Source organism: Phyllobacterium myrsinacearum (assembly GCF_014138285.1).
Taxonomy (GTDB): Bacteria; Pseudomonadota; Alphaproteobacteria; order Rhizobiales; family Rhizobiaceae; genus Phyllobacterium; species Phyllobacterium myrsinacearum_A.
This window is the reverse complement of the sequence record NZ_JACGXN010000005.1, coordinates 180,995-207,001: the sequence shown is the minus strand read 5'-3', so window position 1 is coordinate 207,001 and position 26,007 is coordinate 180,995. Positions and strand designations below refer to the sequence as shown.

The 26,007-nt window shown below is 57.2% G+C and carries 28 protein-coding genes; 12 read left to right on the top strand and 16 right to left on the bottom strand.

The window, feature by feature from the left end:
- Positions 1-70: 70 nt before the first annotated feature.
- The 14 genes from fliP to FHW16_RS17060 all read right to left on the bottom strand — a co-directional run bounded on the left by fliP (position 71) and on the right by FHW16_RS17060 (position 9,762).
- A complete protein-coding gene (gene fliP, locus FHW16_RS17125) occupies positions 71-808 on the bottom strand; it encodes a flagellar type III secretion system pore protein FliP (RefSeq protein ID WP_182550441.1) in 738 nt (245 codons plus the stop codon).
- Positions 805-1,293, bottom strand: coding sequence for a flagellar basal body-associated FliL family protein (locus tag FHW16_RS17120; protein WP_182550440.1), 489 nt, complete (start codon positions 1,291-1,293; stop codon positions 805-807). Before FHW16_RS17120 ends, fliP begins: the two co-directional genes overlap by 4 nt.
- Before the next feature lie 5 nt (positions 1,294-1,298).
- A complete protein-coding gene (gene flgH / locus FHW16_RS17115) occupies positions 1,299-2,012 on the bottom strand; it encodes a flagellar basal body L-ring protein FlgH (protein WP_182550439.1) in 714 nt (237 codons plus the stop codon).
- Complete coding sequence (locus FHW16_RS17110; protein WP_182550438.1) at positions 2,009-2,521, bottom strand: MotE family protein; 513 nt, start codon at positions 2,519-2,521, stop codon at positions 2,009-2,011. Before FHW16_RS17110 ends, flgH begins: the two co-directional genes overlap by 4 nt.
- 8 nt (positions 2,522-2,529) lie before the next feature.
- Positions 2,530-3,750, bottom strand: coding sequence for a flagellar basal body P-ring protein FlgI (locus FHW16_RS17105; RefSeq protein ID WP_432652043.1), 1,221 nt, complete (start codon positions 3,748-3,750; stop codon positions 2,530-2,532).
- Complete coding sequence (gene flgA / locus FHW16_RS17100; protein ID WP_182550437.1) at positions 3,747-4,229, bottom strand: flagellar basal body P-ring formation chaperone FlgA; 483 nt, start codon at positions 4,227-4,229, stop codon at positions 3,747-3,749. The genes FHW16_RS17105 and flgA overlap by 4 nt, the downstream gene beginning before the upstream one ends.
- Before the next feature lie 8 nt (positions 4,230-4,237).
- Positions 4,238-5,026: a flagellar basal-body rod protein FlgG gene (gene flgG, locus FHW16_RS17095; protein ID WP_182550436.1), complete on the bottom strand. Its 789-nt coding sequence runs from the start codon at positions 5,024-5,026 to the stop codon at positions 4,238-4,240.
- Positions 5,027-5,035: 9 nt separating this feature from the next.
- Positions 5,036-5,365 (bottom strand): flagellar hook-basal body complex protein FliE, encoded by a 330-nt coding sequence (locus FHW16_RS17090; RefSeq protein ID WP_182550435.1) that lies wholly within the window; start codon positions 5,363-5,365, stop codon positions 5,036-5,038.
- Positions 5,365-5,784 (bottom strand): flagellar basal body rod protein FlgC, encoded by a 420-nt coding sequence (gene flgC, locus FHW16_RS17085; RefSeq protein WP_182550434.1) that lies wholly within the window; start codon positions 5,782-5,784, stop codon positions 5,365-5,367. The genes FHW16_RS17090 and flgC overlap by 1 nt, the downstream gene beginning before the upstream one ends.
- Before the next feature lie 5 nt (positions 5,785-5,789).
- Positions 5,790-6,170 carry a flagellar basal body rod protein FlgB gene (flgB, locus tag FHW16_RS17080; RefSeq protein WP_182550433.1) on the bottom strand — a complete coding sequence of 127 codons (381 nt, stop codon included), beginning with the start codon at positions 6,168-6,170 and terminating at the stop codon, positions 5,790-5,792.
- 113 nt (positions 6,171-6,283) lie between these two features.
- Positions 6,284-6,856: a hypothetical protein gene (locus FHW16_RS17075; RefSeq protein WP_182550432.1), complete on the bottom strand. Its 573-nt coding sequence runs from the start codon at positions 6,854-6,856 to the stop codon at positions 6,284-6,286.
- Positions 6,853-8,229 (bottom strand): flagellar protein export ATPase FliI, encoded by a 1,377-nt coding sequence (fliI, locus tag FHW16_RS17070; protein ID WP_182550431.1) that lies wholly within the window; start codon positions 8,227-8,229, stop codon positions 6,853-6,855. Before fliI ends, FHW16_RS17075 begins: the two co-directional genes overlap by 4 nt.
- Before the next feature lie 31 nt (positions 8,230-8,260).
- The gene (gene flgF / locus FHW16_RS17065) at positions 8,261-8,986 is read right to left on the bottom strand and encodes a flagellar basal-body rod protein FlgF (RefSeq protein WP_182550555.1); all 726 of its coding nucleotides are present in this window, start codon (positions 8,984-8,986) and stop codon (positions 8,261-8,263) included.
- Positions 8,983-9,762 carry a DUF1217 domain-containing protein gene (locus FHW16_RS17060; protein WP_182550430.1) on the bottom strand — a complete coding sequence of 260 codons (780 nt, stop codon included), beginning with the start codon at positions 9,760-9,762 and terminating at the stop codon, positions 8,983-8,985. The genes flgF and FHW16_RS17060 overlap by 4 nt, the downstream gene beginning before the upstream one ends.
- A gap of 163 nt (positions 9,763-9,925) precedes the next feature.
- Here FHW16_RS17060 and motA point away from each other — a divergent pair, with 163 nt between their 5' ends.
- The 7 genes from motA to FHW16_RS17025 all read left to right on the top strand — a co-directional run bounded on the left by motA (position 9,926) and on the right by FHW16_RS17025 (position 15,383).
- The gene (motA, locus tag FHW16_RS17055; protein ID WP_182550429.1) at positions 9,926-10,798 is read left to right on the top strand and encodes a flagellar motor stator protein MotA; all 873 of its coding nucleotides are present in this window, start codon (positions 9,926-9,928) and stop codon (positions 10,796-10,798) included.
- Between the two features lie 8 nt (positions 10,799-10,806).
- The gene (locus FHW16_RS17050) at positions 10,807-11,742 is read left to right on the top strand and encodes a FliM/FliN family flagellar motor switch protein (protein WP_182550428.1); all 936 of its coding nucleotides are present in this window, start codon (positions 10,807-10,809) and stop codon (positions 11,740-11,742) included.
- Positions 11,723-12,211, top strand: a complete 489-nt coding sequence (locus FHW16_RS17045; RefSeq protein ID WP_182550427.1) for a BAB2_0123 family type IV secretion system effector — start codon at positions 11,723-11,725, stop codon at positions 12,209-12,211. Before FHW16_RS17050 ends, FHW16_RS17045 begins: the two co-directional genes overlap by 20 nt.
- Positions 12,212-12,235: 24 nt before the next feature.
- Positions 12,236-12,589, top strand: coding sequence for a flagellar motor switch protein FliN (gene fliN, locus FHW16_RS17040; protein ID WP_182550426.1), 354 nt, complete (start codon positions 12,236-12,238; stop codon positions 12,587-12,589).
- A gap of 47 nt (positions 12,590-12,636) precedes the next feature.
- Entirely contained in the window at positions 12,637-13,665 is a 1,029-nt protein-coding gene (locus FHW16_RS17035; RefSeq protein WP_182550425.1) for a flagellar motor switch protein FliG, read from the top strand.
- Between the two features lie 185 nt (positions 13,666-13,850).
- Entirely contained in the window at positions 13,851-14,915 is a 1,065-nt protein-coding gene (flhB, locus tag FHW16_RS17030; RefSeq protein ID WP_182550424.1) for a flagellar biosynthesis protein FlhB, read from the top strand.
- 30 nt (positions 14,916-14,945) lie between these two features.
- Entirely contained in the window at positions 14,946-15,383 is a 438-nt protein-coding gene (locus FHW16_RS17025) for a hypothetical protein (RefSeq protein ID WP_182550423.1), read from the top strand.
- 8 nt (positions 15,384-15,391) lie between these two features.
- Here the strand turns inward: FHW16_RS17025 and FHW16_RS17020 are convergent, their stop codons facing one another.
- Positions 15,392-16,186 (bottom strand): helix-turn-helix transcriptional regulator, encoded by a 795-nt coding sequence (locus tag FHW16_RS17020; protein ID WP_246711825.1) that lies wholly within the window; start codon positions 16,184-16,186, stop codon positions 15,392-15,394.
- Positions 16,187-16,681: 495 nt separating this feature from the next.
- Between FHW16_RS17020 and FHW16_RS17015 the strand changes: the two genes are divergently transcribed.
- A complete protein-coding gene (locus tag FHW16_RS17015) occupies positions 16,682-17,836 on the top strand; it encodes a DUF3095 domain-containing protein (protein ID WP_182550421.1) in 1,155 nt (384 codons plus the stop codon).
- A 55-nt stretch (positions 17,837-17,891) separates the two neighbouring features.
- On the opposite strand, the gene FHW16_RS17010 is transcribed toward FHW16_RS17015, so the two are convergent.
- On the bottom strand, positions 17,892-19,229 hold the full coding sequence (locus FHW16_RS17010; RefSeq protein ID WP_182550553.1) for a nucleotide sugar dehydrogenase: 1,338 nt from the start codon (positions 19,227-19,229) through the stop codon (positions 17,892-17,894).
- Between the two features lie 499 nt (positions 19,230-19,728).
- Between FHW16_RS17010 and FHW16_RS17005 the strand changes: the two genes are divergently transcribed.
- The 4 genes from FHW16_RS17005 (at position 19,729) to FHW16_RS16990 (ending at position 26,006) form a co-directional block, all read left to right on the top strand.
- Positions 19,729-21,066 (top strand): adenylate/guanylate cyclase domain-containing protein, encoded by a 1,338-nt coding sequence (locus FHW16_RS17005; RefSeq protein WP_182550420.1) that lies wholly within the window; start codon positions 19,729-19,731, stop codon positions 21,064-21,066.
- Positions 21,063-22,025 carry a polysaccharide lyase gene (locus tag FHW16_RS17000; protein ID WP_182550419.1) on the top strand — a complete coding sequence of 321 codons (963 nt, stop codon included), beginning with the start codon at positions 21,063-21,065 and terminating at the stop codon, positions 22,023-22,025. The genes FHW16_RS17005 and FHW16_RS17000 overlap by 4 nt, the downstream gene beginning before the upstream one ends.
- Before the next feature lie 190 nt (positions 22,026-22,215).
- Positions 22,216-24,105 carry an ABC transporter ATP-binding protein gene (locus FHW16_RS16995; RefSeq protein WP_182550418.1) on the top strand — a complete coding sequence of 630 codons (1,890 nt, stop codon included), beginning with the start codon at positions 22,216-22,218 and terminating at the stop codon, positions 24,103-24,105.
- Positions 24,099-26,006 (top strand): ABC transporter substrate-binding protein, encoded by a 1,908-nt coding sequence (locus FHW16_RS16990; protein WP_432652042.1) that lies wholly within the window; start codon positions 24,099-24,101, stop codon positions 26,004-26,006. Before FHW16_RS16995 ends, FHW16_RS16990 begins: the two co-directional genes overlap by 7 nt.
- Position 26,007 lies beyond the last annotated feature (1 nt).

Genomic DNA, 26,007 nt, shown 5'->3' with positions numbered 1-26,007 from the left:
TATGAGCGTTATGACTACGACTTAAATGTTACAGTTTCAATAAGGTTCAAGATTAATTTTTTCCTCATGGTTACGAAAACGAACGTATCAGGCTGCCAACCAGAATATTCCAGCCATCGATGAGCACAAAGAACAGAATCTTGAACGGCAGGGACAGCACGGTCGGCGGCAACATCATCATGCCCATGGACATGGTGAGTGTCGCGACGATCAGGTCGATCACCAGAAATGGCAGAACAATCAAAAAACCGATTTCGAAGCCGCGGCGCAATTCGGAGATCATGAAAGCCGGCACGAGAATACGCATGTCGACGGCCTCGTTGGCCTTGGTACGGAACGACTCATCCGCCAGATCCTCGAACAGCCGCAGATCCTTGTCCCGCACCTGCCGCAGCATGAATTCCCGGAACGGCGTGGTGATCTCACGGATCGCGACATCCTGTGTGATCTGGTTGTTCACGAGCGGCTGAACGCCATTTTGCCAAGCCCGGTCAAACACCGGCGCCATGACATAAAAGGTCATGAACAGGGCAAGACTGATCATGACAAGATTGGCCGGCGTTGTCTGCAGTCCCAGACCGGCCCGCAGCATGGAAAAGGCGATGGCAAAGCGGGTGAAACTTGTGGCCATGATCAGGATGCCGGGCGCGATGGAAAGCACCGTCAGCACCGCCAGCATCTGGATGATCTGGCCGCTGGTGGACGCACTGCCCTGCGGGATCAAGCCATCGAGAATCGATGGGGTCTGGGCCATGGCAGTGCCGCCCAGCACGAGCAGCAGCAGGGGTGTCAGAAGACGCCGTTTCATTCCATCACCAATGCCCAGATGTACACTTTCTCGATCTTGCCTTCGGAACGCATGCGCGCCCGCTCCTGCAGATCCATGCGCAGATATTCAAGTCCGGCCGCACCACGCAATTGCATGAGGTTCACGGTTCGCAGGAACGCCATGAAGTCACCGGCTATCGTTGCCGCAAGTTCGTCGGATATCTTCTCACCGGGTTTGGCCACGACACCGGCTTCAAGTCTGATCCAGACATCCTGCGGAATTTTCACATTCGTCAGGATAGGCTTCAGGGCGACAACGTTGCCGGACGGCATGTCCGCCGAGGCCGGACGGGACTTGTCAGCGGATGCAGTGCCCTGCCCGGCGGGAACACTCAGCCCAAGCTGGCTGCCAAGAAACCAGCCGCCCGCCGCCGCGACCAGCGTAAGCACCACGACCGCAGCGATCAGCGCCACACTGGACGGTGCTTTCGGCGAGGGTGTCGTGTCTTCGGCGAGCGTGCTCATATCGTTCAGATCGGTGCCACGGTATCGAGGACCTGCTGGCCCCAGGCCGGCTGCTGCGTTTCGCTCTGGCGGCCGCGGCCGCCATAGGAAATGCGTGCCTCGGCAATCTTTTCGTAGGAAATGATATTGTCGCCGGAAATGTCGCGCGGACGCACGACACCCGCAACGTTGAGAACACGCAGTTCATAATTGACGCGGACTTCCTGCGAACCCCGGATAACCAGATTGCCGTTCGGCAGAATGTTCGTGACGATGGCCGCGACCTTCAGCACAATCTTTTCGGAGCGTTCGATCTTGCCTTCACCCTTGGTGCGGCTGTCGGAATTGAGGTCCAGATTGCCGCCGAGATCACCTCCCGAGATACCGCTGCCACTGATATCCGCCTTGCCGCCATAGACCGAAGAGGCGACACGGGAACGGCTGTTCTTGTTGTCAAACTTCGCTTCTTCGTTGATGGCGATACTCACGGTGAGCACATCACCCGGATTGGTCGCACGCGGGTCCCGGAAAAAGCCGGCTGCACGGTCCTGCCACAGCGAGTAGCGCTTGGGCTGCGGCTGCGTCGGATAATAGGATGGATCAGACACGCTGAACGTCTGACCGACGCCTGCACCCACCGGCGACATCTGCGGCGCACGGTTGAGATCACGAAAATTGTCGGCACATCCAGCCAGAGTGACAGCACTGGCGATGGCAAGCAGGGATGCCGCTTTTTTCATTGCGCGGTTCTTTCTTTCGTGGTGACCACACGCGATCCAACGATCACACGGGCGAGCCGGGAGGATTTTTCCGCCGGCATTTCATTCAGGATAACGCTTGAGATACGGGGATTGAGCTTTAGCAGGAGCGCTGCGGCTGGTTCATCGCCCATCAGCGCCATTTGTGCCGCCGCAGCGTCCGGACGCATCTTGGAGATGATGCCGACCAGGGAGTCTTCCGCCTTGTCGATGAACTCATCGCGACGTTTCAACCAGACCTCATATTCCTTGCGCTTGGCTTCCAGCTCCTGAATGCGGCTGTCAATGTCCACCCGCAACTGCTCCAGTTCACGGGTCTGCATGGCGTAGCGCGCATCAGCGGCCTTGTCGGTGATATTGGTGCAATAGCGATCAATTTCCTGCCCGGTCTCATCCTTGGGCGCAACATCCTGCGCCCAGCCGAAGGAGGGCACCGCGGATATAGCCAGTGCGCAGACCAGAGCTGCAGCGAACCTTTGACGTATCGTCATCCCTGTTCTCATTGGACCACCAACTCTGCGTGCAATGCGCCCGCAGTCTTGATGCCCTGGAGGATGGCGATGATGCCCTGGGGTTTCACACCGATCTGGTTGAGACCCTTGACGAGGCTTTCGAGATCCGTCCCGCCCAGCATGCCGATCTTCGACGTCTGCTGTACCTGGATATCGGTATTGGGTTCGACCGCCGTCACGCCGTCGCTGAAGGGTTCCGGCTGGACAACCGTTGGTGTCTCGGTGACCCGGACAGACAGGCTGCCATGGCTGATGGCAACGCGCGATATCCGCACTTTCTCGCCAATGACGACGGTACCGGTGCGCTCGTCGACGACCACGCGCGCTACCTCGTCCGTCGGCACCGGAAGACCTTCGATTTCGGCGAGAAAACGCGCTGCCGTCATGTTCTTCGGTTTGCGCAGGCGGATCGATTTCGCGTCACGTTCTTTCGCCACGGGCTGATTGTAGCGGCGCTTGGCAAAAGCGTTGATGGTATCGGTAATGCGCACAACGGTCGTGAAATCCGGCTGACGCAACTCGACAACGAGTTCACCTTCCTGACCAAAATTGCCTGCGACTTCCTTTTCGACCAGCGCGCCGTTGGGAATACGCCCGCTGGTGGGTACGCCCTGCGTCACCGTTGCTGCTTCACCCGACGCGGTGAAGCCGGAAACAATCATATTACCCTGCGCCGCCGCATAGACCTGCCCATCCGCACCGGCCAAGGGGGTCATCACAAGTGTGCCGCCTGAAAGCGAGGTTGCGTCGCCAAGCGAGGAAACCGTCACATCGATCCGTGATCCGCGCCCGGCAAAGGGCGGCAGATTGGCGGTGACAATGACCGCTGCAATGTTCTTGGCACGCGACGTACCAGCGGGTGGGCTGATACCGAGATTGTCAAGCATGGCGCGCATGGACTGTTCGGTGAAAGGGGCATTGCGCAAGCTGTCGCCCGTACCGTTCAAGCCGATGACGAGGCCATAACCGACAAGCTGGTTTTCACGCACGCCCTGAATGGTGGCTATATCCTTGAGCCGGGCAAGAGCACCGCCCTGACCAAGCGGGGATGCCGGGCCACCCCAGCGTCCGTCGTCAACTTCCTTCTGCCAGGCGGCCTGCGCCTGACCGGGGGTCTTGTAACCCTTCTCATTGGGAGCGGATTCGCCCGCATGCACCGCGGACGTGGCAAGCAGGGCAAGCAAGACTATTGCGAAACGCCGCATCATTGCATGCCCACCTGAATGCGGCCATCGGCAAGAATGGTACCTGACACGGTGATGCCGCTGTCGAGATTGCGAACCTTGATGAAATCGCCGACGCGCCCTGCTTCAAGCGGTGTACCGCGCGCGGTGATAACCAGCGAACCTGTATCAAAGATCAGTACGGCAGGGACGCCGCGCTGGACCATGTCAGGCTCGTTGACGGCCGTGAGCAGGATGGGTTGTCCCGGCAGCAATGTCCGGCGCGATACCTTGCCGACGAGCTGGTCGGGAGACAGCACATACTGGGCAGCCGCGCTCGCCCGGATGGTAAAGTACTTTTCCGTCAGGCCTGCATTGCCGATGGTCTGGCCGGGATAGATGATCTGCGAGGGCACCAGAAAGGCGATCCGTTCGGCGCGGGCGGCAACGGAAAAGACCAGCGCGCACAAGCCAAGTGCCAGCACGCGGATGGTCCAGTTCCAGATGATCTTTGCCGCCGTCATGATTGTCCTCAGCGCAGGTTCTTCGATACGACAGATGCCATTTCGTCAGCGGCTTGAATAACTTTCGAGTTCATCTCGTAGGCACGCTGGGCCGTGATCAGATCCGTGATTTCCTTGACCGGATCGACGTTCGAATTTTCCAGATAAGCCTGTTTCAAAGTAGCGAAGCCCGGATCGCCCGGCACGCCGACGACAGGATCACCCGATGCATCGGTCTGCTTGTAAAGATTGCCCCCGAGCGGCTCGAGACCGGCCTCGTTGGCAAAATTGGCAATGGTCAGCTGACCGAGATTGACGAGGGGCGTCTGGTCGGAGAGCTTGGCGAAGACCTGTCCCGATTCGGTGATTTTGACCTCGATGGCATCGGTCGGCACCACGATGTTCGGCTCGACCTGATTGCCATCCAGCGTCACCAGTTGCCCGGTCGCATTGGTGTTGAATGCACCGGCGCGCGTATAGAGCGTTTCACCGGCAGTGTTCTGAATCTGAAACCAGCCACGACCGGTCAGGGCCACGTCAAACGGGTTGCCGGTCTGGTTGAGACCGCCCTGAATGTGCAGGTTACGCACGGCGGATGTCTGTACACCGAGCCCAACCATGGCGCCTTCGGGAATGATGCTCTGGTTCGCCATATTCGGCACGCCGGCGCTGCGTTCGGTCTGATACAGCAAGTCCGAGAACTCAGCCTTGGCACGCTTGAATCCGGTCGTGTTGATATTGGCGATGTTGTTGGCAATCACTTCCAGATTGAGCTGCTGGGCATTCATGCCGGTTGCAGCAATGGTGAGCGCTTTCATTCTGATTCCTTAAATCGGCATACGGCTGATTTCGAGATAGGCCTGGACGATCTTGTCGCGGATGGCGATGGCCGTCTGGAGCGATTTTTCCGCATCCATGACGGCATTGACCACGTCTCGCGTCGGTACATCACCTGTCATGCTTTTGAGCGAAACCGCTTCGGCATTTTCAAGTTTGCCGGTGACCGATCCCGTCAATTGCGACAGGATATTATCGAAGGAAGGCTGCCCAGCCGCAGCCGCAGGAGAAGATGTGCCCGGCAGGGAGGTCTGGTTTACCGTTTCCGACAACTTTGAAAGAGCGTTGCGGGTGGAAACACTGAGAAGCTGGTCTATCATCAGGAGTTCCTTAAGAGATCGACGGTCATGGCAATCAGCTCGCGGGCTTGCTTGACCACCTGGAGATTGGCTTCATAGGATCGGTTGGCTTCGCGCATGTCAGCCATTTCCACGACCATGTTCACGTTGGGATATTTGACCATGCCCTTGGCATCGGCCGCCGGATGGCTTGGATCGTATTCTTCCATAAAAGCGGAGACGTCGTGGCCAACCTCGGCGATGCGCACGGTCTCTACCCCGGTGCTGCGATCAAGCTCGGTGGCAAAGGAAACGGTCTTGCGGCGAAACGGATCACTGCCGGCCGTCTTGCCCGTCGACTGCGCGTTCGCCAGATTCTCGGAAACGATACGCAGGCGTGTCGACTGGGCGGAGAGACCTGATGCAGCAACCTTGAGTGCCGCCTGTAGCGGATCGGACATCTGGTTCAACCCTTCACTGCCGACAGCATCATGCGGTGAAACGCTTTCACAATGCTGGTATTGAGGGCAAATTCCCGGTTGATTTCGCCCGATTTGACCATTTCGCCTTCGAGACTGACCGTATTCTTCGAATGGTTCTGTTCGGTCCCTTTATCCGTGCGCAGAGCGGTGGCAGCGATACCGGACGCATTGATTTCGAGATGTTTCGGATTTGTTGCGGCCATAGTCAGCTGCGTCTGCTCCAGCACATCCTTGAAAGGCTCGACGTCCCGGGCTTTGAAGCCGGGCGTATTGGCGTTGGCGACATTGCCGGAGACCGCGGCCTGCCTGACGGATAGCCACTCGGCCTGACGTGATGCCAATTCGAATAGATGAATCCCCTGCATGTACCTGCCTCGCGCCCAACCAATCAACTGGTGCCAGTCTATGCGGTCAATCTTGCGTGAGACTTGCGGCGCCGCCAGTTTCGGAACTTCTGACCGTGCGATGAGTCATTTGCTCAATTCGTGCGGCTGATCACTTCCCCGTCGGATGTCTTGATCTGCCATGCCCCGGCCGACGTGCCGCGTTCAATCGCTACAAGGGTGCTTCCATCGGGCAAAGGTGATCCCTTTTCGACGAACCAGTAGCCGCTGTTGTCTTCGATCATCACCAGACCACCAACCACTTCGCGCACAAGAAAAACGGGTTTCTCCGGGAAAGGCTGTTTGCTGGCGGCATTGATCCCCGCAAGCCGGTCGCCGGTCAAAGCCGATGTGGTGGCCGTCGTCATCGGATCAAGCGCGCCATCCCTCGTCTTTGACTGGGGAGTCTCGCTGCCATTGTTCTTGCGTACAACCTTCTGGTTTGACCGGTCGAGCGGATCACGAACGGCTTTACTCGCCATTTCCGGTTTGGGCCGTGCTTCCAGAATGTCGTAATACATGACAAAGGGCAGGATGGCGCAGATGATGGCAAGGAAAAAGCCCGCGCCCTTGATATAGCCGTCGAAACGCTTGTCGCGCTGGCGTGGCGGTGTTTCCGTTGCCGCGTCGCCTGCGGCCGGTACGTCAGCAGATTTCTGTTTTGTCATGCCCCCTCCTTTGGCCGGAGTGCCGCTGCAAGATCGCTATAGGGATCCATTGAAAGCGGCGTGGCCGGTGTTTGCTGCATAGCGTCATAAATGCGTGGTACCAGATGGACGGCCTGGTCGAGCAGGGGATCACTCCCCGCCTGATAGGCCCCGATCATCCGCAGATCGCGGGTCTCTTCGAAACGGGCAATCAGACCGCGCAGGCTGGTGACGAGTTTTGCCTGATCGGCCGACCAGTTGTGCTGCGCCAGTCGCGAAATAGACCCGAGAATATCCATGGCTGGGAAACGGCCTTGCGCGGCGATGCTGCGGTCGAGCACGATATGTCCGTCCAGTGTGCCGCGGATTGCGTCGGATACCGGGTCATTGTGATCATCGCCATCAACCAGAACCGCATAGATGCCAGTGATTGTCCCGCCATTCCCCGATCCGGGCCCGGCCCGTTCAAGCAGGCGCGGCAACTGGCTGAAAACACTCGGCGGATAGCCTCTGGACACAGGCGGCTCGCCTGCGGCAATCGCGATTTCGCGCGCCGCATGGGCAAAGCGTGTGATGGAATCGACGATGAGAAGAACATTGTCGCCGCGATCACGGAAATACTCGGCAATCGCTGTCGCGGTGTTCGGCGCGAGCCGCCGCATCATCGGGCTTTCGTCCCCCGTCGATACAACGGTAACAGTCTTGCCAAGCTTGCCAGCCATGGTGTCTTCCAGCATGTCACGCACTTCGCGGCCGCGTTCACCCGTCAAGGCCAGAATAACCGTGTCAAAATCCGTTGCCTTGGTCATCATCGCAAGCAGTGTGGACTTGCCGACACCGGATCCGGCGAAAACGCCCATGCGCTGGCCGAAGCACATGGGTGCGAAGACATCGACCACGTTCACGCCCGTGCGCAGACCAGTTTCGACACGGCTGCGGTTCATTGCGAGCGGTGCCGCACAATCGACTGGCTTTGGATCGTTGCCAGCCGTCAGCAACCCCTTATCGTCGAGCGGAAGGCCAAGGGCATTGATCACCCTTCCCTTCCAATCGGGCGCGGGTGCAATGCGGAACGGTCCTTCGGGAAAAACCGGTGTTCCGAGCGAGGGCATGATCCGGTCATCAAACGGCTTGACCAGCACCTGCGATTGCCCGATCCGCACCACTTCGGCGGGATGTAACTGATTATCACTGCGGATGGTCACCATATCCCCAAGCTGAGCCCGCTCCGAAATACCACGCACACCGATTGCCGAGCGCGATACTTCTGTCACATAACCACCGATGGCCACAGGGGCTGGAGCTGTCATGACCTGCGAGACAAGCCGCGCCAGCGCCTCGAGACTTCCCGTCCCGCTGCTCATTGACGGCAGGGCTGCTTCCAGATCCTGCATGCTTATCCGGCCAGGTCAGAAAGATGGCGCATCAGGTTTTTGATCCGAGCGTCTTGATGGCTTCGGAAAATGTCCCTTCATTGCCGCGCAACAAGGCATCCACGCGTTCAAACGCCCGGGTGACACTCATTAGCCGGGTCATCTCACCGATCGCATCGACGTTCGAGCCTTCGATCGCGCCCTGAAGGACACCAGCGTGGGGGTTATCGATAACGGGCTGCGCCGCGACACTTGGAATGATGGCTGAATTGTCGAAATAGGTCAGCTTGGCATTGGGGTTGATCGTGAACAGCCCGATTGAACCCAACTGGCGTTTGTTCTGATAGACCGCGCCGTCCGCGGAAATCTCCGGCGGACCGCCATTCGGATCGATCACCAGCGGCTGGCCGCCGGCATCAAGAATGGGATATCCCTTGATGGAAAGAAGTTCGCCCGTCGTCGACATCTGCATACGCCCGTCGCGGGTGAAAACCTGTCCGGCCGGTGTCTGCATGGAAAACCACACATCGCCCTTTGCGGCCATATCAAGGGGATTCCCGGTCTGCGTGATCGGGCCTGCCTCTGTCTTGATGTAACTCTGTCCGGCGGAAACGAAGCTGGAATCCTCCGCGGCCTTCGACACCATGGTTTCAAATTTCATACCCGTGGCGCGAAAGCCCGGCGTCGACATGTTCGCTACATTATGCGCGAGCGCATCCAGACGGCGCTCCAGCGATATCTGCGACGACAACCCGACATAGATCGAATTTTCCATCAGCGGCCCCCAAGCTTGAACGACTGCAAGGTGGCCAGGATACTTTGTGAAATGCCAATGGTCATACTTCCCCCGATAAGCAGCGAAGGAGCGGTGGAGGCCGTCGACGGATTGTTCATTTCGTACATGGCGGTGAAGCGGGTAATGAGTTTTTCCAGCTTGGCAGGGTCCTTCAGGGACGCAAGGTCAATCTTGTCCTCGACCATCTTGGCCTGACGGTCGATATCCATGTTGGATGTCTGTGTCGGGATGGAGAAGGTCGTCTGGAAAACCTTCAGCAGCGCCTTGTCGCCAAGGATTTCATAGGCATTGGTGATTGTCGGAGCCTTGCGTGCGAAGTAGAGCGCAAGCCGTACGCCTTCATTGTCCTGTCCGGCCTCTTTTTCCAGTGTTTGCCGCGCATACTTGTCGGTCACGGGCTTCAGCACAGCCGGATCGCTGGTCGCCTTGTCGCCGAGCTTGGCAAAATCGAACGTTGTCGCAAATTCAAGGTAACGCTTGTCGGTCAGCTTGCTGGCGAAGCTGTCCTTGCCGGTGCCTTCCGTGAGCACTTTGCGGATAAAAGCCTTGGCGAAGGTCATGTCCTCAAGGCCCATGGCTTTCATGGCATATTTATAGAGACGATCATCTTTCATGAAATCGTCGATGGTTTTCACGTTGCCGATATTCTTCAGATAGTAATCCGTATCGCGTTGAACCGCAGGTTCCTTGGCCACGCGGGTCAAAGAGCGCGTCAGATCCGAAGAGATCAATTTGTAGCTTGTCATCGTATTGATCATTTGCACCGGCACTCCCACAGCTTTCCCTTATCTTTGCCAAATCAAGCTTGCCTGAAGCTGTCCGCCCGTTATCGCCCGGTCATGACCCTGTCTGTGCCTGCAAGGTTCACGCAAGCCGCACTTGATAGTGCTCCATTGCTGGCAATATTTGCAGGAGAGTGCATTGGGTATCCTTGTTGGACTTGTTGTAACGATGGGGTGTCTCCTTGGCGGCTTCATTGCCATGGGCGGGCACGTCAGCGTCCTCATGCAGCCTTGGGAGTTCGTCATTATCGGCGGCTCCGCACTTGGCACCTTCCTCGTCGCCAATCCTTTTTCAGCGGTCAAGGATACGGGCCGTGCCTGCATGGAAGCCTTCACCAACAAGGTTCCCAAACAACGCGACTACCTCGATGTGCTGGGCGTGCTCTATGCATTGATGCGCGAGCTGCGCGCCAAGTCGCGCAACGAGGTGGAAGTCCACATCGACAATCCGAACGATTCGCTGATTTTTCAGGCATTCCCAAGCGTGCTCAAGAACCACGATCTTACCCAGTTCATTTGCGACTATTGCCGCCTGATCATCATCGGCAACGCACGTTCCCATGAGATCGAAGCTCTGATGGACGAGGAAATCCATACGATCTCCCGCGACAAGCTCAAGCCATATCATGCCATGGTGGCCATTTCCGAAGGTCTGCCGGCGCTCGGCATCGTTGCCGCCGTGCTCGGTGTCATCAAGGCCATGGGCGCCCTGAATGAATCTCCGGAGGTGCTGGGCCACCTGATCGGTGCTGCACTGGTCGGCACCTTTGCCGGTATCTTTCTTTCCTATGGCGTGGTCGGCCCGATTGCCACCAAGATCAAGACGACGCGCGAAAAGCAGAACCGTCTCTATATGATCGTCAAGCAGACACTGCTTGCCTACATGAACGGCGCCCTGCCACAGATCGCTCTCGAGTATGGCCGCAAAACGATTTCGGCCTATGATCGCCCATCCATCGATGTGGTCGAGCAGGAAACGATTTCGACCGTCCCGATGCAGCAGGCGGCATAGGCTGAAAAATGGATGTCGAGGCAGAACAGAAAAGACCTGATGTACTGGCAGAAAGCATCCTGCGGGCTGCCGGTATGTCGGTGGATGATCTCAAATCGCTCGAGACCGTCTTTCGCGACCTCGCAACGACCTTTGCCGGCAAGATAGCCAGCCAGACCGATGTGGCCATTTCAACGGAATTCGTCCGCATGGAATCCATCGAGAAGGACGCCATTTCAAGCACGTTGCTGCGTTCCGGGCTTATTGGAACGGTGCAGGTCGTCAAATGGGGATCAAGACTGCTGCTCGCCGCCGATCGCGCCTTTGTCGACTGCGGCATTGATGCACTTTTCGGCTCCGGCGCAAGCCAGGAAAACCCGCCACACCGGCCGATGACATCCGTCGATCTGGGTGTGGCCCGGCAGATATTCTCGGATGTGACCTCCTCGCTGGATCACATGTTCTCAGGTGGTGGCGAAGGCCTGTTCCAGATCGCCGAACTGACGGAGGCCGCACATTTTGCCGCTGCTTCCGTCAACGATACGCGAATGATCTGCTGCACCATGCTTCTGAAGGTCGGCGGCCACGGCGGTCAGATCATCATCATGATGCCTCGGTCGAGCTTCCGCCCGATGCAGGATGCGATTGCACGGATGTTGCAGCAGCCGGCACATCACTCTGATCCGACCTGGGCGAAGAAGCTGCGCCTCGAGGTCAGCCGCGCCCATATCGACATCGAAGCCTTCATTCAGCAGGGCTCCATGACACTGGAGCAGATTGCCCTGTTGAAACCGGGCCAGGTGCTGCAGCTGCCGAAGGATGCGATCAATCAGGTGCGGCTGCGCAGTGGCAAACAGGCGCTCTACAAGTGCCGCCTCGGCAAGACCGGAACCGCTTTCACCGTACGTATTACCGACCCGATCAATGAAGAGGAGGACCTGCTCGATGAGCTTGCTGCTGGCTAATCTCATTTCTCTTGCCCTGATAGCAACAGGACTTGCGGTCTTCTTCGTCGCCTTGCGCAAAGCCAACCGGCTGACAGCCATGAGCCACGCCATGGCACAGCAGGTGGCAGGTTCCGCCAGAAGCCTCGAACAGGCGCTGCTCTTCCTGCAAAACGAGCGCGAGACCTGTCGTGACGAAAGTGTGCGTCTTGAAGCCACGCTGAAGGATTCCGATCGTGCCCGTTCCGAAATGACCCGCACCATTCATTTGGTCGAGCGGGCCAAGAACGAATTCAAGAACAATGTGCATCCTTTCCCGGCGACCGATGCCGGCCAGCGGGTGACCGCTTCCGTGCCTTTTGCACAGCCTGCCGCGGGTGTACCGGCCGCAGCGCCCGCGCGCAGCGAGCCGTCCACGCCGGCAAAAGTCCTGCCCGTTTTCGTCAATCGCATCGTTCGCAGCGCTGATGTGGCGAACATCGTCCTCTAACCCAGTTTGAACCGGATTCATCCCATGGCCATTTCCGACAAGAATTCCATCGAAGACGAGCTCAACGAGGCAATCGAAGATCTCAAGCGCGACGAGTCCCAGCCCAGCCGCAAACCTGCGGGATCAAAGCCCAATATCGATCTCATCATGGGCATTCCTGTTGACGTGCAGGTTGTTCTCGGCAGCACTTCAATGCCGGTCGCCAACCTGATGAAGCTTGGCCGGGGTGCGGTAGTGACGCTCGATAAACAGATCGGCGACCCGGTTGATATCGTCGTCAACGGCCGGGTGATTGCCCGCGGTGAAGTGATCGTCCTTGAAGATGACTCGTCACGCTTTGGTGTCAGCCTGACCGAAGTGATCGGCAGCGGCAACTAGAACACACTTCTTTCGCATACCCTTAAAAACACGAGAAGCCAGACCGCATGAGCGATCAAGAAACACCTCAAGGTGAAAACGCCATCCAGGACCTCAGCGGCCCGGAGAAGGTGGCAGCATTGCTTGTGGCAATCGGACGGCCTTCCGCATCGCGGCTTCTCAAACATTTCAATGCCGATGATCTGCGTTCACTTGCCGGGCATGCGCGCAAGCTCGAGCCGATTACACCCGGTGACTTCGAAGAGCTGGTCAAGGAATTCGAGAACGCTTTTGCCGATGGAGCCCCCGTTTCCGAAGCCGGAATGCGCTTCGAGGGCTTGCTGCGCGAGACCCTGTCGGCCGAAGAAGCCAGCGCCGTCATCGAGAACCGCCGCCCGGAATTGCTGACACAGGAATCCGTATGGGATATCCTTCCGCGCATTTCGCTCGACGTGCTCCAGACCTATCTGACGACGCAGCACCCGCAGGTGACAGCCTATGTTATTTCACGCCTGCCATCCGACATTGCCGCTCGCCTGCTGATCAGCTTTGCGCCGCAGGAGCGCGGTGCAATCATCCAGCGCACACTGCATATCCGCAAGGTCGGCCCGTCGACAATTGCGATGCTGGAAGGGATCCTGCAGCGCGAGATCACCGGCAAGGACAATGCAGGCTCGGAAAAGAGCCACCACGGAACGGTTGCCAATATCATCAACCAGCTGGAAAAATCGGAGATCGACGAGTTGCTCGCCGGCCTTACCGAACTCGGCGCCGAAGATCTTGCCAAGATCAAGGCCAAGCTCTTCACTTTCGAGGATATCGTGCGCATATCGCAGCGGGCGCGCCTCATCCTGTTCGATGAAATCCAGACCGATGTGGTCACCTCCGCATTGCACGGCTGCGAGCCGCGCCTGCAGGAGCTCATCCTCCAGTCCCTGTCGACCCGTGGCCGCCGCATGGTTGAGACTGAATTGTCGAGCCAGACGAACATCAACGCCAATACGGTGACGGAAGCACGCCGCTCCATTGCCCGCACGGCAATTGCCCTGGCCGAACGCGGCGATATCAAACTCGAGCCGCAAGAAACTGAAGCATGATCGGCGGATGCTGCTAGTGGAACGAATTTGACATTCGCGTCCCACTCGGCATCACGCGGAACAAGCGAATGCCACATTGAAGGTTCCACCAGAACGTCACACTTGCTGGTGGTCCTCTGATTCTGACATTGGCCAAACTGGCTCGTATCAAAGGGTTGCAAATGTCAGAATCGGACCACTAGAGCATGTCAGACGATGCTGACAAAGAGAGCAAAACCGAAGAGGCAACTGAGAAGAAAATCAGTGATGCCGTCGAAAAGGGCAATCTTCCCGTTTCGCGTGAAGCTCCCATTCTCGCCTCCATCGTGGCATTTCTCGTCATCATGGTGTTCGTTGCCGTCCCGAGCGGATCAAAGCTGGTCGCATTTCTCTCGGCGCTTCTCGACAAGCCGGAGGAATGGCGCCTGAACAGCGCGCAGGACGCCCGGCAGTTGTTTGGTATCGTCGGCATGGCTGTCGGCGCGGCATTGCTCCCCGTTTTCATCATCATCCCCACGGCGGGTATTCTCGCGTCGGTCCTGCAAAATGCGCCGCGCGTGGTGTTTGACCGTATTCAGCCTCAGTTCTCGCGCGTATCCATTGCCAAGGGCTGGTCGCGTATTTTCGGATCGACCGGACGGGTAGAGTTTCTGAAATCAGTCTTCAAGTTCGCAGCCGCCAGCATCATCGTTTTCATGATGTTCTTCCGCAGCAGTCATTTCTTCGTCGATACGATCATCACCGAGCCCAGTCAGCTGCCCGAACTGATCCGCAACAACATTACCCGGCTTCTGGCATCGGTGACGATTGCCGTAACGGCACTTGCAGCGTTCGACCTTGCCTGGGCCCGCATTCACTGGCGCAGTGAACTGCGTATGACCAAGCAGGAAATCAAGGACGAATACAAGCAGGCGGAAGGGGACCCCCTGCTGAAGGCAAGACTACGCTCGCTTGGCCGCGACAGGGCGCGCCAGCGTATGATTGCCTCGGTCCCGACCGCCACGCTGATCGTCGCAAATCCGACACACTTCTCCGTTGCTCTCCGCTACAGTCCGGCGAAAGATCCAGCACCTATTGTGGTCGCCAAGGGGCAGGACCTGATTGCCCTCAAGATCAGGGAGATCGCGGAGACGAATGATATACCGGTTTTCGAAAACGTGGCACTGGCACGCGCACTGTATAAGCAAGTTCAAGTTAACAACGCCATCGCCCCAGAATTCTACAAAGCAGTGGCAGAACTGATCCAATTCGTTAATGTACGACGTAAATAATAAAACTGTTTCCAATCGGATAAGCAGCAGATGAAGAGAACTCAATATTCGGTTGCCCGGGTCGATATCATTTCAAGCCATCTGACGGAGGTCATTCAGGATCTTCGTCTTGTCGATGTTGCTGACTATATTGCCTTTGTACGATGTGAATTGTTCGGCAACATTGCGGATATCGTCAATTCCGCGACGGAGCTGACATTCTATCCGGAAACGTTGACGTTCGGTCTCGGCGGCGAGTATGCGCTGGACTGGAACACACCGCCCAAAGTCATGCTCGACCTGGAATTCAGCAATATGGGGGTTAACGCCTATTTCCGGCTGACGCTGTCTTCTGAAAGTACCGAAATTGACCTGCACCATGTGCGCTTTGCCGAAACGGGCCATACGCCCGCAGAGAATACGGCATTGCTGGCTCAGGCTTTCGAAAACGCGCGCCTGCCGCAATTGTCAGCCTCAGCGCAGGCCTAGAGCCTTTTCTACAAATAGGCCTTGGCAACCGTAGGTATGTCGATCACTCCAAGTGCAAGAGCAGTTGCAACGGTCGACGTTCTGTTGGAACAGCCGAGCTTGTTCTTGGCATTCTGCAGATAGGTGACCACTGTCCAGCGCGCGATGTTGAGAATTTCGCCGATCTCGCCATCGGTTTTGCCATTCGCAGCCCAGAAAAGGCAATCAATCTCACGCTTTGTCAGAAGGTTGGCAACGATCGCGGCCAGCGCCGGATTGCGCGTGCCATGCAGCGCATTGTGAATGCGTGCCGATGCCACCGACAAAAGCTTGCGCCTGTGGTCGATAAATTCGCTTTGATCTCCCTCCGCGACATCGAAGCTCAGGAGCGTGATCCCGCGGAAGCCAAAAGCATTCGTCGCGCAGATTGCCAAATGCAGATTGCCGAGACCGCGCCGCTCGCCGTCCTTGAGATAACGCTTCACGGTGAGAGAAAGTGTTGTGTCGGCACTCAGATTACGGATCGTTCCGGGTGCATCAGCACGGGGCGGAAACAGATTCATGCCCTGCATCACCGGATCAATCTTGTAATAGTCCTTGGCAAGGTAGCGTAACATCCAGCTGACCGGATAGGTCATGAGCAGCGACACATTCTCATCGACCACGTCACTGCCCGGCCGAGGCTCGGGATGACCCACATGAGCTACATAGCGGCAGTCTGTCTGCTGCTTGACTTCGCGCAGCATTGCCAGCGTGTCGGAAGCTACCGCATCCTTGAACAGACCCTTCTGGAAATCGGGGAAATGCGTCAGTTCGAGCAACATCGGATACAAGTCATTCCTCTTCGCCTGCAAACTGCGGGCTTCCGCAACGGTAGTCTTGTGGATTTCAGATAGCTTTTAATTTCAGTGAATTAAATAGCGTGTTCATGCTCGCACGAGACCCGCAGGCAGACAAGACGATGAACAATTGTATTTGCACTTTTTCACATATTTGCTGCAAAAAAACAATTTTTGGTTGTTCACCTAGATACAAATCTGCCTGCAATCTGTGATTGTCAGTAACAGTTGCACCAAACGCTGAACGAAACATCATTCTTGGCGTAACTCTATTCAAATTTTCGGGCATTTTACCTCAAGAACCGGTCATAAGAGTGAGTCGCTCTGAAGCGCACCTGCACAAACACAACCTCTGCGAGCACGCCCCATACCGCATCTGATGCGGATTCAGGAAAATGTTCGACCAGTCAAACGCTCCTTCTTTTGTGCCGTCCGCGCTGACCCGTCGCCTGTTTCCGTGCAATGTGCTAATTGCCTTTCATGGCTGCAACCTCAAACGACAGTTTTTTTGACACACTTCCTGTCTTCGTCGAGTTCGAAGGCGTGGCGGATGCGAACAATTACCGGCCGCTCCCCGGCGACTGGATGCTGGCGGTAGCCGATATTGTCGGATCAACGAAAGCCATTGAAGCCGGGCACTACAAGGCGGTGAACATGGCGGGAGCCAGCGTGATTTCCGCCCTGCTGAACGCACTTGGCAGGCGGGATTATCCCTTCGTTTTTGGCGGCGATGGCGCACTGGTCGCAATTCCCGCGTCGGCCACCGCACAGGCGCGCGAAGCACTCGCCTCGGTTCAGGCCTGGGTGCAGGATGATCTGCAACTGACGTTGCGTGCAGCGCTTGTGCCCATGAGCGACATCAAGGCTCAGGGTCTTGAGGTGCGGGTGGCGCGATTCAGCGCCAGTCCGGATGTCTTCTATGCCATGTTTACCGGTGGCGGCAGCAGTTGGGCCGAAGCCCAAATGAAAGCCGGCAAATATTCTATTGAAGCTGCGCCGTCAGGAGTGCGCCCGGACCTGACTGGCCTTTCCTGCCGGTGGAATCCCATTCAGGCTCGTAACGGTGAAATCCTGTCGATTATCGCCGTTCCGGGCGATGCCGGGGCCACTGCGCCGTTTCAGGATCTTGTAGCGCAAATTATCGCCATTGCTGCGGAACAGAATCGCGGCTCTCACCCGCTGCCGGCGGAAGGACCGCCCATTTCATTCAACACGAGCGGTCTTGAAACCGAGGCGCGCGCCTCTGCCCCCAAAGGCAAGCGCTTCCTGCGCAAGATTGCGATTCTGGCTCAAATCGCCCTGACCGTTGCGCTGGACAGGCTGGGCCTGCAAGCCGGCAATTTTGATCCTAAACAGTACAAGCGCGACGTGGCGCAGAACTCGGATTTTCGCAAGTTTGACGATGGCCTGAAAATGACGATCGATATTGACGCAGGCAGATTGCAGCGCATCGAGACCCTGCTGGAAAAAGCCGCGAAGGCCGGGATTGCCCGCTATGGTCTGCACAGGCAGGATACGGCTTTGATGACCTGTTTCGTTCCAACGCCCATGTCGCGCAATCACATGCATTTCATTGACGGAGCATCCGGCGGCTATGCCATGGCGGCAAGCAATCTCAAGGCCAAATTGTCCTGATCTCGCAAATGCCTGTTTCTGACCGGGGTTTGATATGCCCCCGGCGGCCAGCGCTCTATGATTTGACGATGTGCTCCGCGGCGAGGCCAAGCTTGGTGAAAATGTTGCGCGTATCGACAATCAAGGGCGACCATTTGGCCAGTGAGGCATAGTCAACACCATCATGATCAGTGGACACCAGTATAGCATCGTAGGATTTCACCGTTTTCTCATCCAGAGGCACAGACGCTCGGCCTTTCAGCGCCATGTACTCGCGGGTTGAGGGTATCTCGCCGACAAACGGATCATGGTAATCCGCCCTGCCGCCGCGTTCCTCGATGATCTCAATCAGGCGGAGCGACGGGCTTTCGCGGATGTCAGGCACATTCTTCTTGTAGGCAAGCCCGAGAACCAGAACGCGTGAGCGGCTCAGCGCCTTGCCCAGCCTGATATCGAGCGCTTCGGCAAGCTTGCCGACCACATAACGCGGCATGGCCGAGTTGATCTCTCCAGCAAGTTCGATGAAGCGGGTGGGCAACTCATACTCACGCGATTTCCACGTGAGGTAGAAAGGATCAATCGGGATGCAGTGCCCGCCCAACCCCGGACCGGGGTAGAAAGGCATATAGCCAAAAGGCTTGGTCTTCGCCGCTTCGATAACTTCCCAGATATCGATCCCCATCGCCGCGTAGACAGTCTTCAGCTCATTGACGAGCGCGATGTTCACGGCCCGGAAAATATTCTCGGTCAGTTTGACCGCCTCAGCCGTTGCATTGGATGAAACCGGGACGACGGTCTTGACCGCTGCGCCATAGAAAGCCTGCATCAATTGGCTGGCTTCTTCGCCGTCACCTGCAACGATTTTCGGTATCGTCGATGTCTGGAAATCGCGATTACCGGGATCTTCACGCTCCGGCGAAAATCCGAGGAAGAAATCTTTGCCGGATTTCAGGCCGGTCTTTTCAAGAATGGTCTTGACCACATCATCGGTTGTGCCGGGATAGGTCGTCGATTCAAGCACGACCAGCTGGCCCGGCCGGAGTGTCAAGGCGATCGAGCGGCAGGTTGCCTCGACGAAAGACAGATCGGGATCGCGGTGCTTTGTCAACGGCGTCGGTACGCAGATGACAATCACATCACATTGGGCGAGTTGTGTGAAATCATTCGTGGAACGGAACCTGTCCTTCGACATCTCCGCCATAAGCGCAGCGTCAGTGACCGCCTCGATATAGGACCGGCCCGCGTCGAGGGCGACAATTTTCTTCGGATCGATATCAAATCCCGTTACGGAAAATCCGCTGCGGGCAAGGGTTATGGCCAGTGGCAGCCCCACATAGCCGAGCCCGATGACGCCCGCATGGGCGGTACGCACGTCGATCTTGCTGGAAAGGTCCTGGAACGGGGAGGAGGAAATGGCCAAGGCGATCTCTTCTTTGCGGGCACACCGCGCGAAACGGGTGCGATTGAGGGCGCACGAAGGCCCGGAATTCGTCCCGGTTTAGATGGCTGCTCCGGGCACTGCTGTCAAGCAAGAGCCCCTCTACCGCACCCCTCACAAACAGTTGATGAGACCAAAATTCCGAGAGAGCCCCATCCTGACAGGAGCCTGTCAGGAGACCTGCCGACAACGTGCATTATCCTGCCGTTCGCTATTGTTTCAGATCCATGACATTCCCATTTCAGCAAAAGAACGAAAACGAAAATCGACAGAGGACCATCCGCCCAGTCATCCGCTTGAGCCATACCGGAGAGGCAACACAGGCTGGCGCCCCTGCTGTCAGCGTTGACACCACTCTCCGGTTCGCCCATCCTGTCTCCGTATCTGCTTGTTTTGGGTATGATTTTCTTGTGCCCGGTCGATCGCGGAACGATGTCTTGATCTGGTGCGTGATCCGCAAGAACAAGGACGAGTGATGAGCACGCAAACTGACGTATCCGCCATACTTCTCGATAAAGTCGCTGACTGGCTCACACGCTCTTCCCTCGCCGGTGAAAATCTTGAGACAATCGTGCGCGGGTTTTGTGAACGTATCGCGGCTGCGGGTCTGCCCATTGCACGCGTCCACCTGACATTCTCCATGCTGCACCCGCTGTATGATGCGCTTGGCTTTACATGGCAGCGTTCAAGCGGCCTTGTGGTTGAAGGTTACAGGCATACGCCGGGGGAAAAGCCTGAACGCTTTCTGCTGAGCCCCTATTACTATCTTCTGTGCAACAATCTCGAGCATGTCCGCCGCCGCATCGACACCGATGGTCCAAACGAATTTCCGATTTTTGAAGAGCTGCGAAAAGAGGGCGTGACGGACTATCTCGCCTTTGTTCAGCCATTCAGCGGCGAGTCGACACAGGGCATGATGGGTTCCTGGTCGACAGACAGCAGTGCGGGTTTCAGCGAAAGCATGATCGGCGCTCTCCTGAAACTGCAAAACCACCTCGCCGTTGCTGCCAAGATGGCTGTTCTCGGCAAACTTGCCGACAACATGCTGTCAACGTATCTCGGCGGCAATGCCGGCAAGCGCGTCCTTAACGGCCAGATCCGTCGCGGAGATGGCGAAACAATCCGCGCCGCGCTTGTCATGGGCGACATGCGCCAGTCGACCATGCTTGCCGAAAAGGAAGGCCGCCAAGCTTATATTGACACATTGAACCATTTCTTCGACGCGATTGCAGCGCCGTTCAATCGTGGTGGCGGTGAAATCCTGAGCTTCATGGGCGATGGTTTTCTTGCGGTCTACCCCTGCGGCCGGCACAAAGACCCATCAAAAGTGGCCTGTCAGGCCGCTCTGTCAGCCGTATTCAAGGCACAGGCGCGTGTGGCCGAGCTTAATCGCGAACGGCGCAAAGACGGCCTCAGCGACATTCGCTACGGCATAGGCCTGCATGTGGGCAACGTTATGTTCGGCAATGTCGGCCTGAAAGACAGGCTGACCTTTTCCGCCTTCGGCTCGGCGGTTAACGAGGTTCAGCGGCTGCAGGGCCTGACCAAGAAATATTCGCGTGAAGTCGTCGCCAGCCAGGCGTTTGCTACCTATTGTGGCGGTGAATGGACCACGCTGGGTGAAGAGAAACTGCGGGGCGTCGGACAAAAAGTTACTGTTCTTCTGCCGAAGCAATCCGTTACAGTTGCGCCGGAAGACGCTTTCGACGAAGTTGCCTATGATGGCCTGTCCGAAGCAGAGCAGGTCATGCTCCTGCACCGGGATGCGAAAATTCAGGATCAGAGGCCCCTTCTGGAGAAATTCATGCAATGAAGCGAAAGACCGTCCTGATGGCTGCCCTGGCTGCGAGCGTGAATCTTTCATCCCATGCGGGCGCCGAGCCAAGGAGCGACGTGCTCATTGATGGCTTCGATGGCAAGGATTTTTCTCCGACAGGCGGGCTCTATTACCGGAAGAATTTCGAACAGAGTGCAGGAACGGTTGAATTTCAATCAGAGGTGACGCGGACCGGAGCCGGGGCACTCAAGCTCAGCGTCAAACCCTTGTGCCCGGGGACAAAGCACAATTGCAGCGAACGGGCGGAGATCTGGGAAAAGACCGAAAAGCGCGTGCCCTATAATCAGGGTGTCTGGTACGGTTTTGCCGTTAAATTTGCCGATCCGATACCCAGTGACGACCACCGCTATCTGATTGCCCAATGGAAACGCGAGATCGGCCCCAAGGCGGTCGGGGATTTCAGTCCCTTTCTCGCGCTGCGCCTCAACCAGGGCAAACTGTTTGCCACGATAGAAACCAACTACATCGCCCCTCCAAAGGCGAAAGGCACAAGCACCGTCAAAGCGTGCGGCGACGGTCAGACTCCGGTCTGGTTGCGCCCGGACACCAACCAGATGCGCGCGCTTGTTGCGACAGACTCAACCTGGACACCGCAGGATGGAAAGCAGTTCAACACCTGCACCAATGCCATTGAGATAACCGATCGCGGCAACAGACTGCCGACGCCCGGTTCCGGCTGGATCGACTTCGCCATCTATACCAAGCCCGGACCGGACGGTTCGGGCCATGTCGAAATTTTTGCCAACAACAAATGGATCGTGACGATCAAGGGCCATATCGGCCACGCTGACAAGGGACTTGGCAAGAATCAGTACTTCAAATTTGGCCCCTATCGCGCTGCCGATGACAAGGAATGGGCGCTCTATTACGATGATTTCCGCCGGTCGCCCCGATGCGAAGATGTAATGGATGCGCAATTCTGCCCGGTCCTCTAGGGCATTTTCCGGCCGTATTGGTTGGAAAACGCCCAATACCGATACGCCAAGTGTCCGGTTGCAACAGAATCCCCTCAGGCGGTAACTCGGTGTCATCCGCGTGTGACCTAGCTAGACTCACTCTATATCGTGCGATAGTCTGACCCCTAATGGGCGACAATAAAAACGCTTTGGGGAATAAAAAACTGGCATGACGTCGGGGTCTGATCTGTTGCGAATCGAGAATCTCGGCATTTCGTTTTCGATGCTGGGTGGGCGTATGCATGTCGTCAAGGGCGCGAACCTGCGCATCCTTCCGGGGAAGGTGACGGCGCTGGTTGGTGAGTCCGGGTCGGGAAAATCCGTTATCAGCCAATCGGTTATGGGTATTCTGCCCAATACCGCCGCTGTGACGGGAAAAATCCTGTTCACCGATCCCATAGATGGAAAAACTACAGATATTCTGCAGCTGGAACGCGATGGGCCCGATATAAGAGCCCTGCGCGGCAGCCGCATGGCCAAGATATTCCAGGAGCCCATGACCTCGCTGTCGCCGCTCCACACGGTCGGCAATCAGATCAGCGAAGTCCTGGCAATCCATACGCAGGCAACCAAATCCGAACGCCGCACGCAGACCGAGGAAATGCTTGGCCTTGTCGGGTTTTCCAACCCCAAACGCACCTATGACATGTACCCGTTTGAGTTGTCAGGCGGCATGCGGCAACGCGCGATGATCGCCATGGCCCTTATCTGCCGTCCTGCCCTGCTGATCGCCGACGAACCGACAACGGCGCTCGACGTGACCATTCAAGCGCAAATCCTGGAATTACTGCGCAACCTCCAGCACAAGCTCAATATGGCCATGCTGCTGATCACCCACGATCTGGGTGTTGTCGCCAACATGGCCGATGAGGTCGTCGTCATCTACCACGGCGAGATTATGGAAGCCGGCCCGGTCGACACGATTTTCCGCAATCCGCAGCACCCCTATCTCAAGGGCTTGATGGCGGCTATACCGCATTTTGACATGAAGCCGGGCGAGCGCCTGAAGGCACTGCGCGAAGTGCCGGTTAACTCGGGTGCATTGTGGGGCAAGAAAAAGCACGAGGAGACGGCTCCCGAAGTCCTTTTGTCCGTACGAAATCTTGTAAAAACCTATGGCATCCGCAAATCAGGCCTTTTTGGCAAACAGGATCACACCCGCATCCGCGCCGTCGACGGTGTCAGCTTCGATATCCGGCGTGGCGAATGCCTCGGCCTTGTCGGCGAGAGCGGCTCGGGGAAAACCACCGTCAGCAAGATTCTGATGCGGGCGATTACCCCGGACAGCGGTTCCGTCACGTTTGACGACGGCAAGGGCAAACTGGACGTTCTGGCCGCACAGGGATCCAAACTTATGGAACTGCGGACCAAGATCCAGATGGTATTCCAGGACCCGGTTTCTTCGCTGTCACCGCGTATGACGGTACAGAATATTCTCAGTGAACCGCTGGAAATTCATGGACGCGGCGACAGGGCATACCGGCTGGAGAAAGTGCGTGCACTGATGCAGGCTATCGGCCTCGACCAGCGGTATCTCAACCGCTATCCGCACAGTTTCTCCGGCGGGCAGCGGCAGCGCATCGGTATTGCGCGCGCGCTGGCGCTCGGACCGCAATTGCTGATCTGCGACGAGCCCGTCTCGGCGCTCGACGTTTCGGTTCAGGCGCAGATTCTCAACCTTCTCAAGGACTTGCAGAAGGAACTTGGTTTGACCTACCTGTTCATTTCCCACAATCTTGCCGTTGTCGACTACATGGCAGATCGTATCGCGGTGATGTGCGCCGGCCGAATTGTCGAAATTGCTCCGCGCGAAATCATCCTGCGCGACCCGGTTCATCCCTACACGAAGGCCCTTCTGGCAGCAGTGCCTTTCCCGGATCTCGACCGCCCCCTCGATTTCAAGACGCTCAAGGCCAGCGGCGCCTCGGACCAGCGCCTTTGGGGCCCGAAGTTCTCCGGCGGCGAAGAAGAAGACACGCTTTCTCCAGCCGACCTGGGCAATGGACATCTGGTGCTGGCACGACGCAATGTCGACATTCGGGAACTACGCTCTTGGTAACGCGGCGAACTGTTTTGGGCGCACTCGCCTCTGCAATGGTTCCGGTCACGGTCAGGGCCGCTGATCACGATCGCGAGCCGGAATTTCTGGCAGACCGGTTGCGCGCGACAAGCCTGCCTCCCCTCGCCCAGCGTCTGCCGAAGCGGCCGAGGATCATCAACCTGAAAGAAATGGGCCGTATGCCCGGGCAGTATGGTGGTACGGTGCGCACCATTATCGGCAGCCAGAAAGATATCCGGTTCATGACCATCTACGGCTATGCCCGGCTGGTGGGTTATGATGAACACCTCGTTCTGCAACCGGATGTGCTGGAATCTTTCCAATCGGAAAACGATACCGTTTTTACGTTCACGCTTCGCGATGGTCACAAGTGGTCTGACGGTTCAGCACTGACTGTTGATGATTTCAGCTACTGGTGGAACGACGTTCTCCTGAACAAGGATTTGACGCCTGGCGGCGGCTCCCTGATTCTGCGCGTCAATGGCAACCTGCCCCGCTTTGAGGTCGTCGATGCGCTGACAGTGCGTTATTCCTGGGATGCCCCCAATCCGGATTTCCTTCCCAGTCTGGCGGCTCCGCAACCTCTGGTCCTTGTTGGACCATCCGTCTATCTGAAGAAATTCCATCAGGACTATCAGGACAAGTTCAGGCTTCAAGCCTTGATGAAGGAAAACCGGGTCAAGAAATGGGCCGACCTTCACATCAAGATGGCGCGGCAGTACCGTCCGGAAAATCCGGAGCTGCCGACATTCGATCCCTGGAAAAACACCACGACGCCGCCAGCGGAGCAGTTCGTTTTCGAGCGCAATCCGTTCTTTCATCGTGTTGACGAGAATGGCCGGCAACTGCCCTATATCGACCGCTTTATCCTGAACATCAGCTCTTCGTCGATCATACCGGCCAAGTCGGGTGCGGGGGAAAGCGACCTGCAGGCAACCGGCATCGATTTTGCCGATTACACCTTCCTGAAGGACGCGGAAAAACGCTATCCGGTGAAGGTCGATCTCTGGAAGATGACCCGTGGTTCGCGCGTTGCCATATTGCCCAACCTGAATTGCGGTGATGATGGCTGGCGGGCGCTGTTTCGCGATGTGCGTTTTCGCCGGGCGCTCTCGCTCGGCACCGACCGGCACGAAATCAACATGGCGGTGTTTTACGGGCTCGGCACTCCCAGCGCCGACACGCTCCTCCCCGAGAGCCCGCTTTACAAACCGGAATACGCCAACGCCTGGATCGACTATGATCCGGAGCAGGCCAATGCTCTTCTCGACGAGATGGGCCTGCAGAACCGCAATGATGACGGGGTACGTATTCTACCTGATGGCCGTCCCGCCGAAATCACCATCGAAACGCCCGGCGAAAGCACGCTTGATACGGATGTGCTTGAACTTGTGACGGATCATTGGCGCAAGCTTGGCATCGCCTTGTTCACCCGCACGTCGCAGCGCGATATCTTCCGCAGCCGCGCCATGGGAGGACGCATCATGATGTCGATCTGGTACGGCATGGACAATGGTGTGGCGACGGCGGACATGAATCCGGGCCAGTTGGCTCCAACGATGGACGATCAGTTACAATGGCCGCTTTGGGGCATGCATTATCTTTCCGCCGGAAAGCAGGGAACAGCGCCCGACTTGCCCGAAGCGGTGCAATTGACGGAGCTTCTGGGCCAATGGCAGAAGTCCGCGCATATGCCGGAACGAACGGAAATCTGGCACAAGATGCTGGCGATCTATACCGCGCAGGTGTTTTCCATCGGTCTGGTCAACGGAACGCTTCAACCCATCCTGCGCTCGTCACGCTTGCAGAATGTACCTGACAAAGGTCTCTATGGATTCGATCCCACCTGTTATCTCGGAATCTACATGCCTGACACCTTCTGGCTGAACGGAGGGCAGTAAT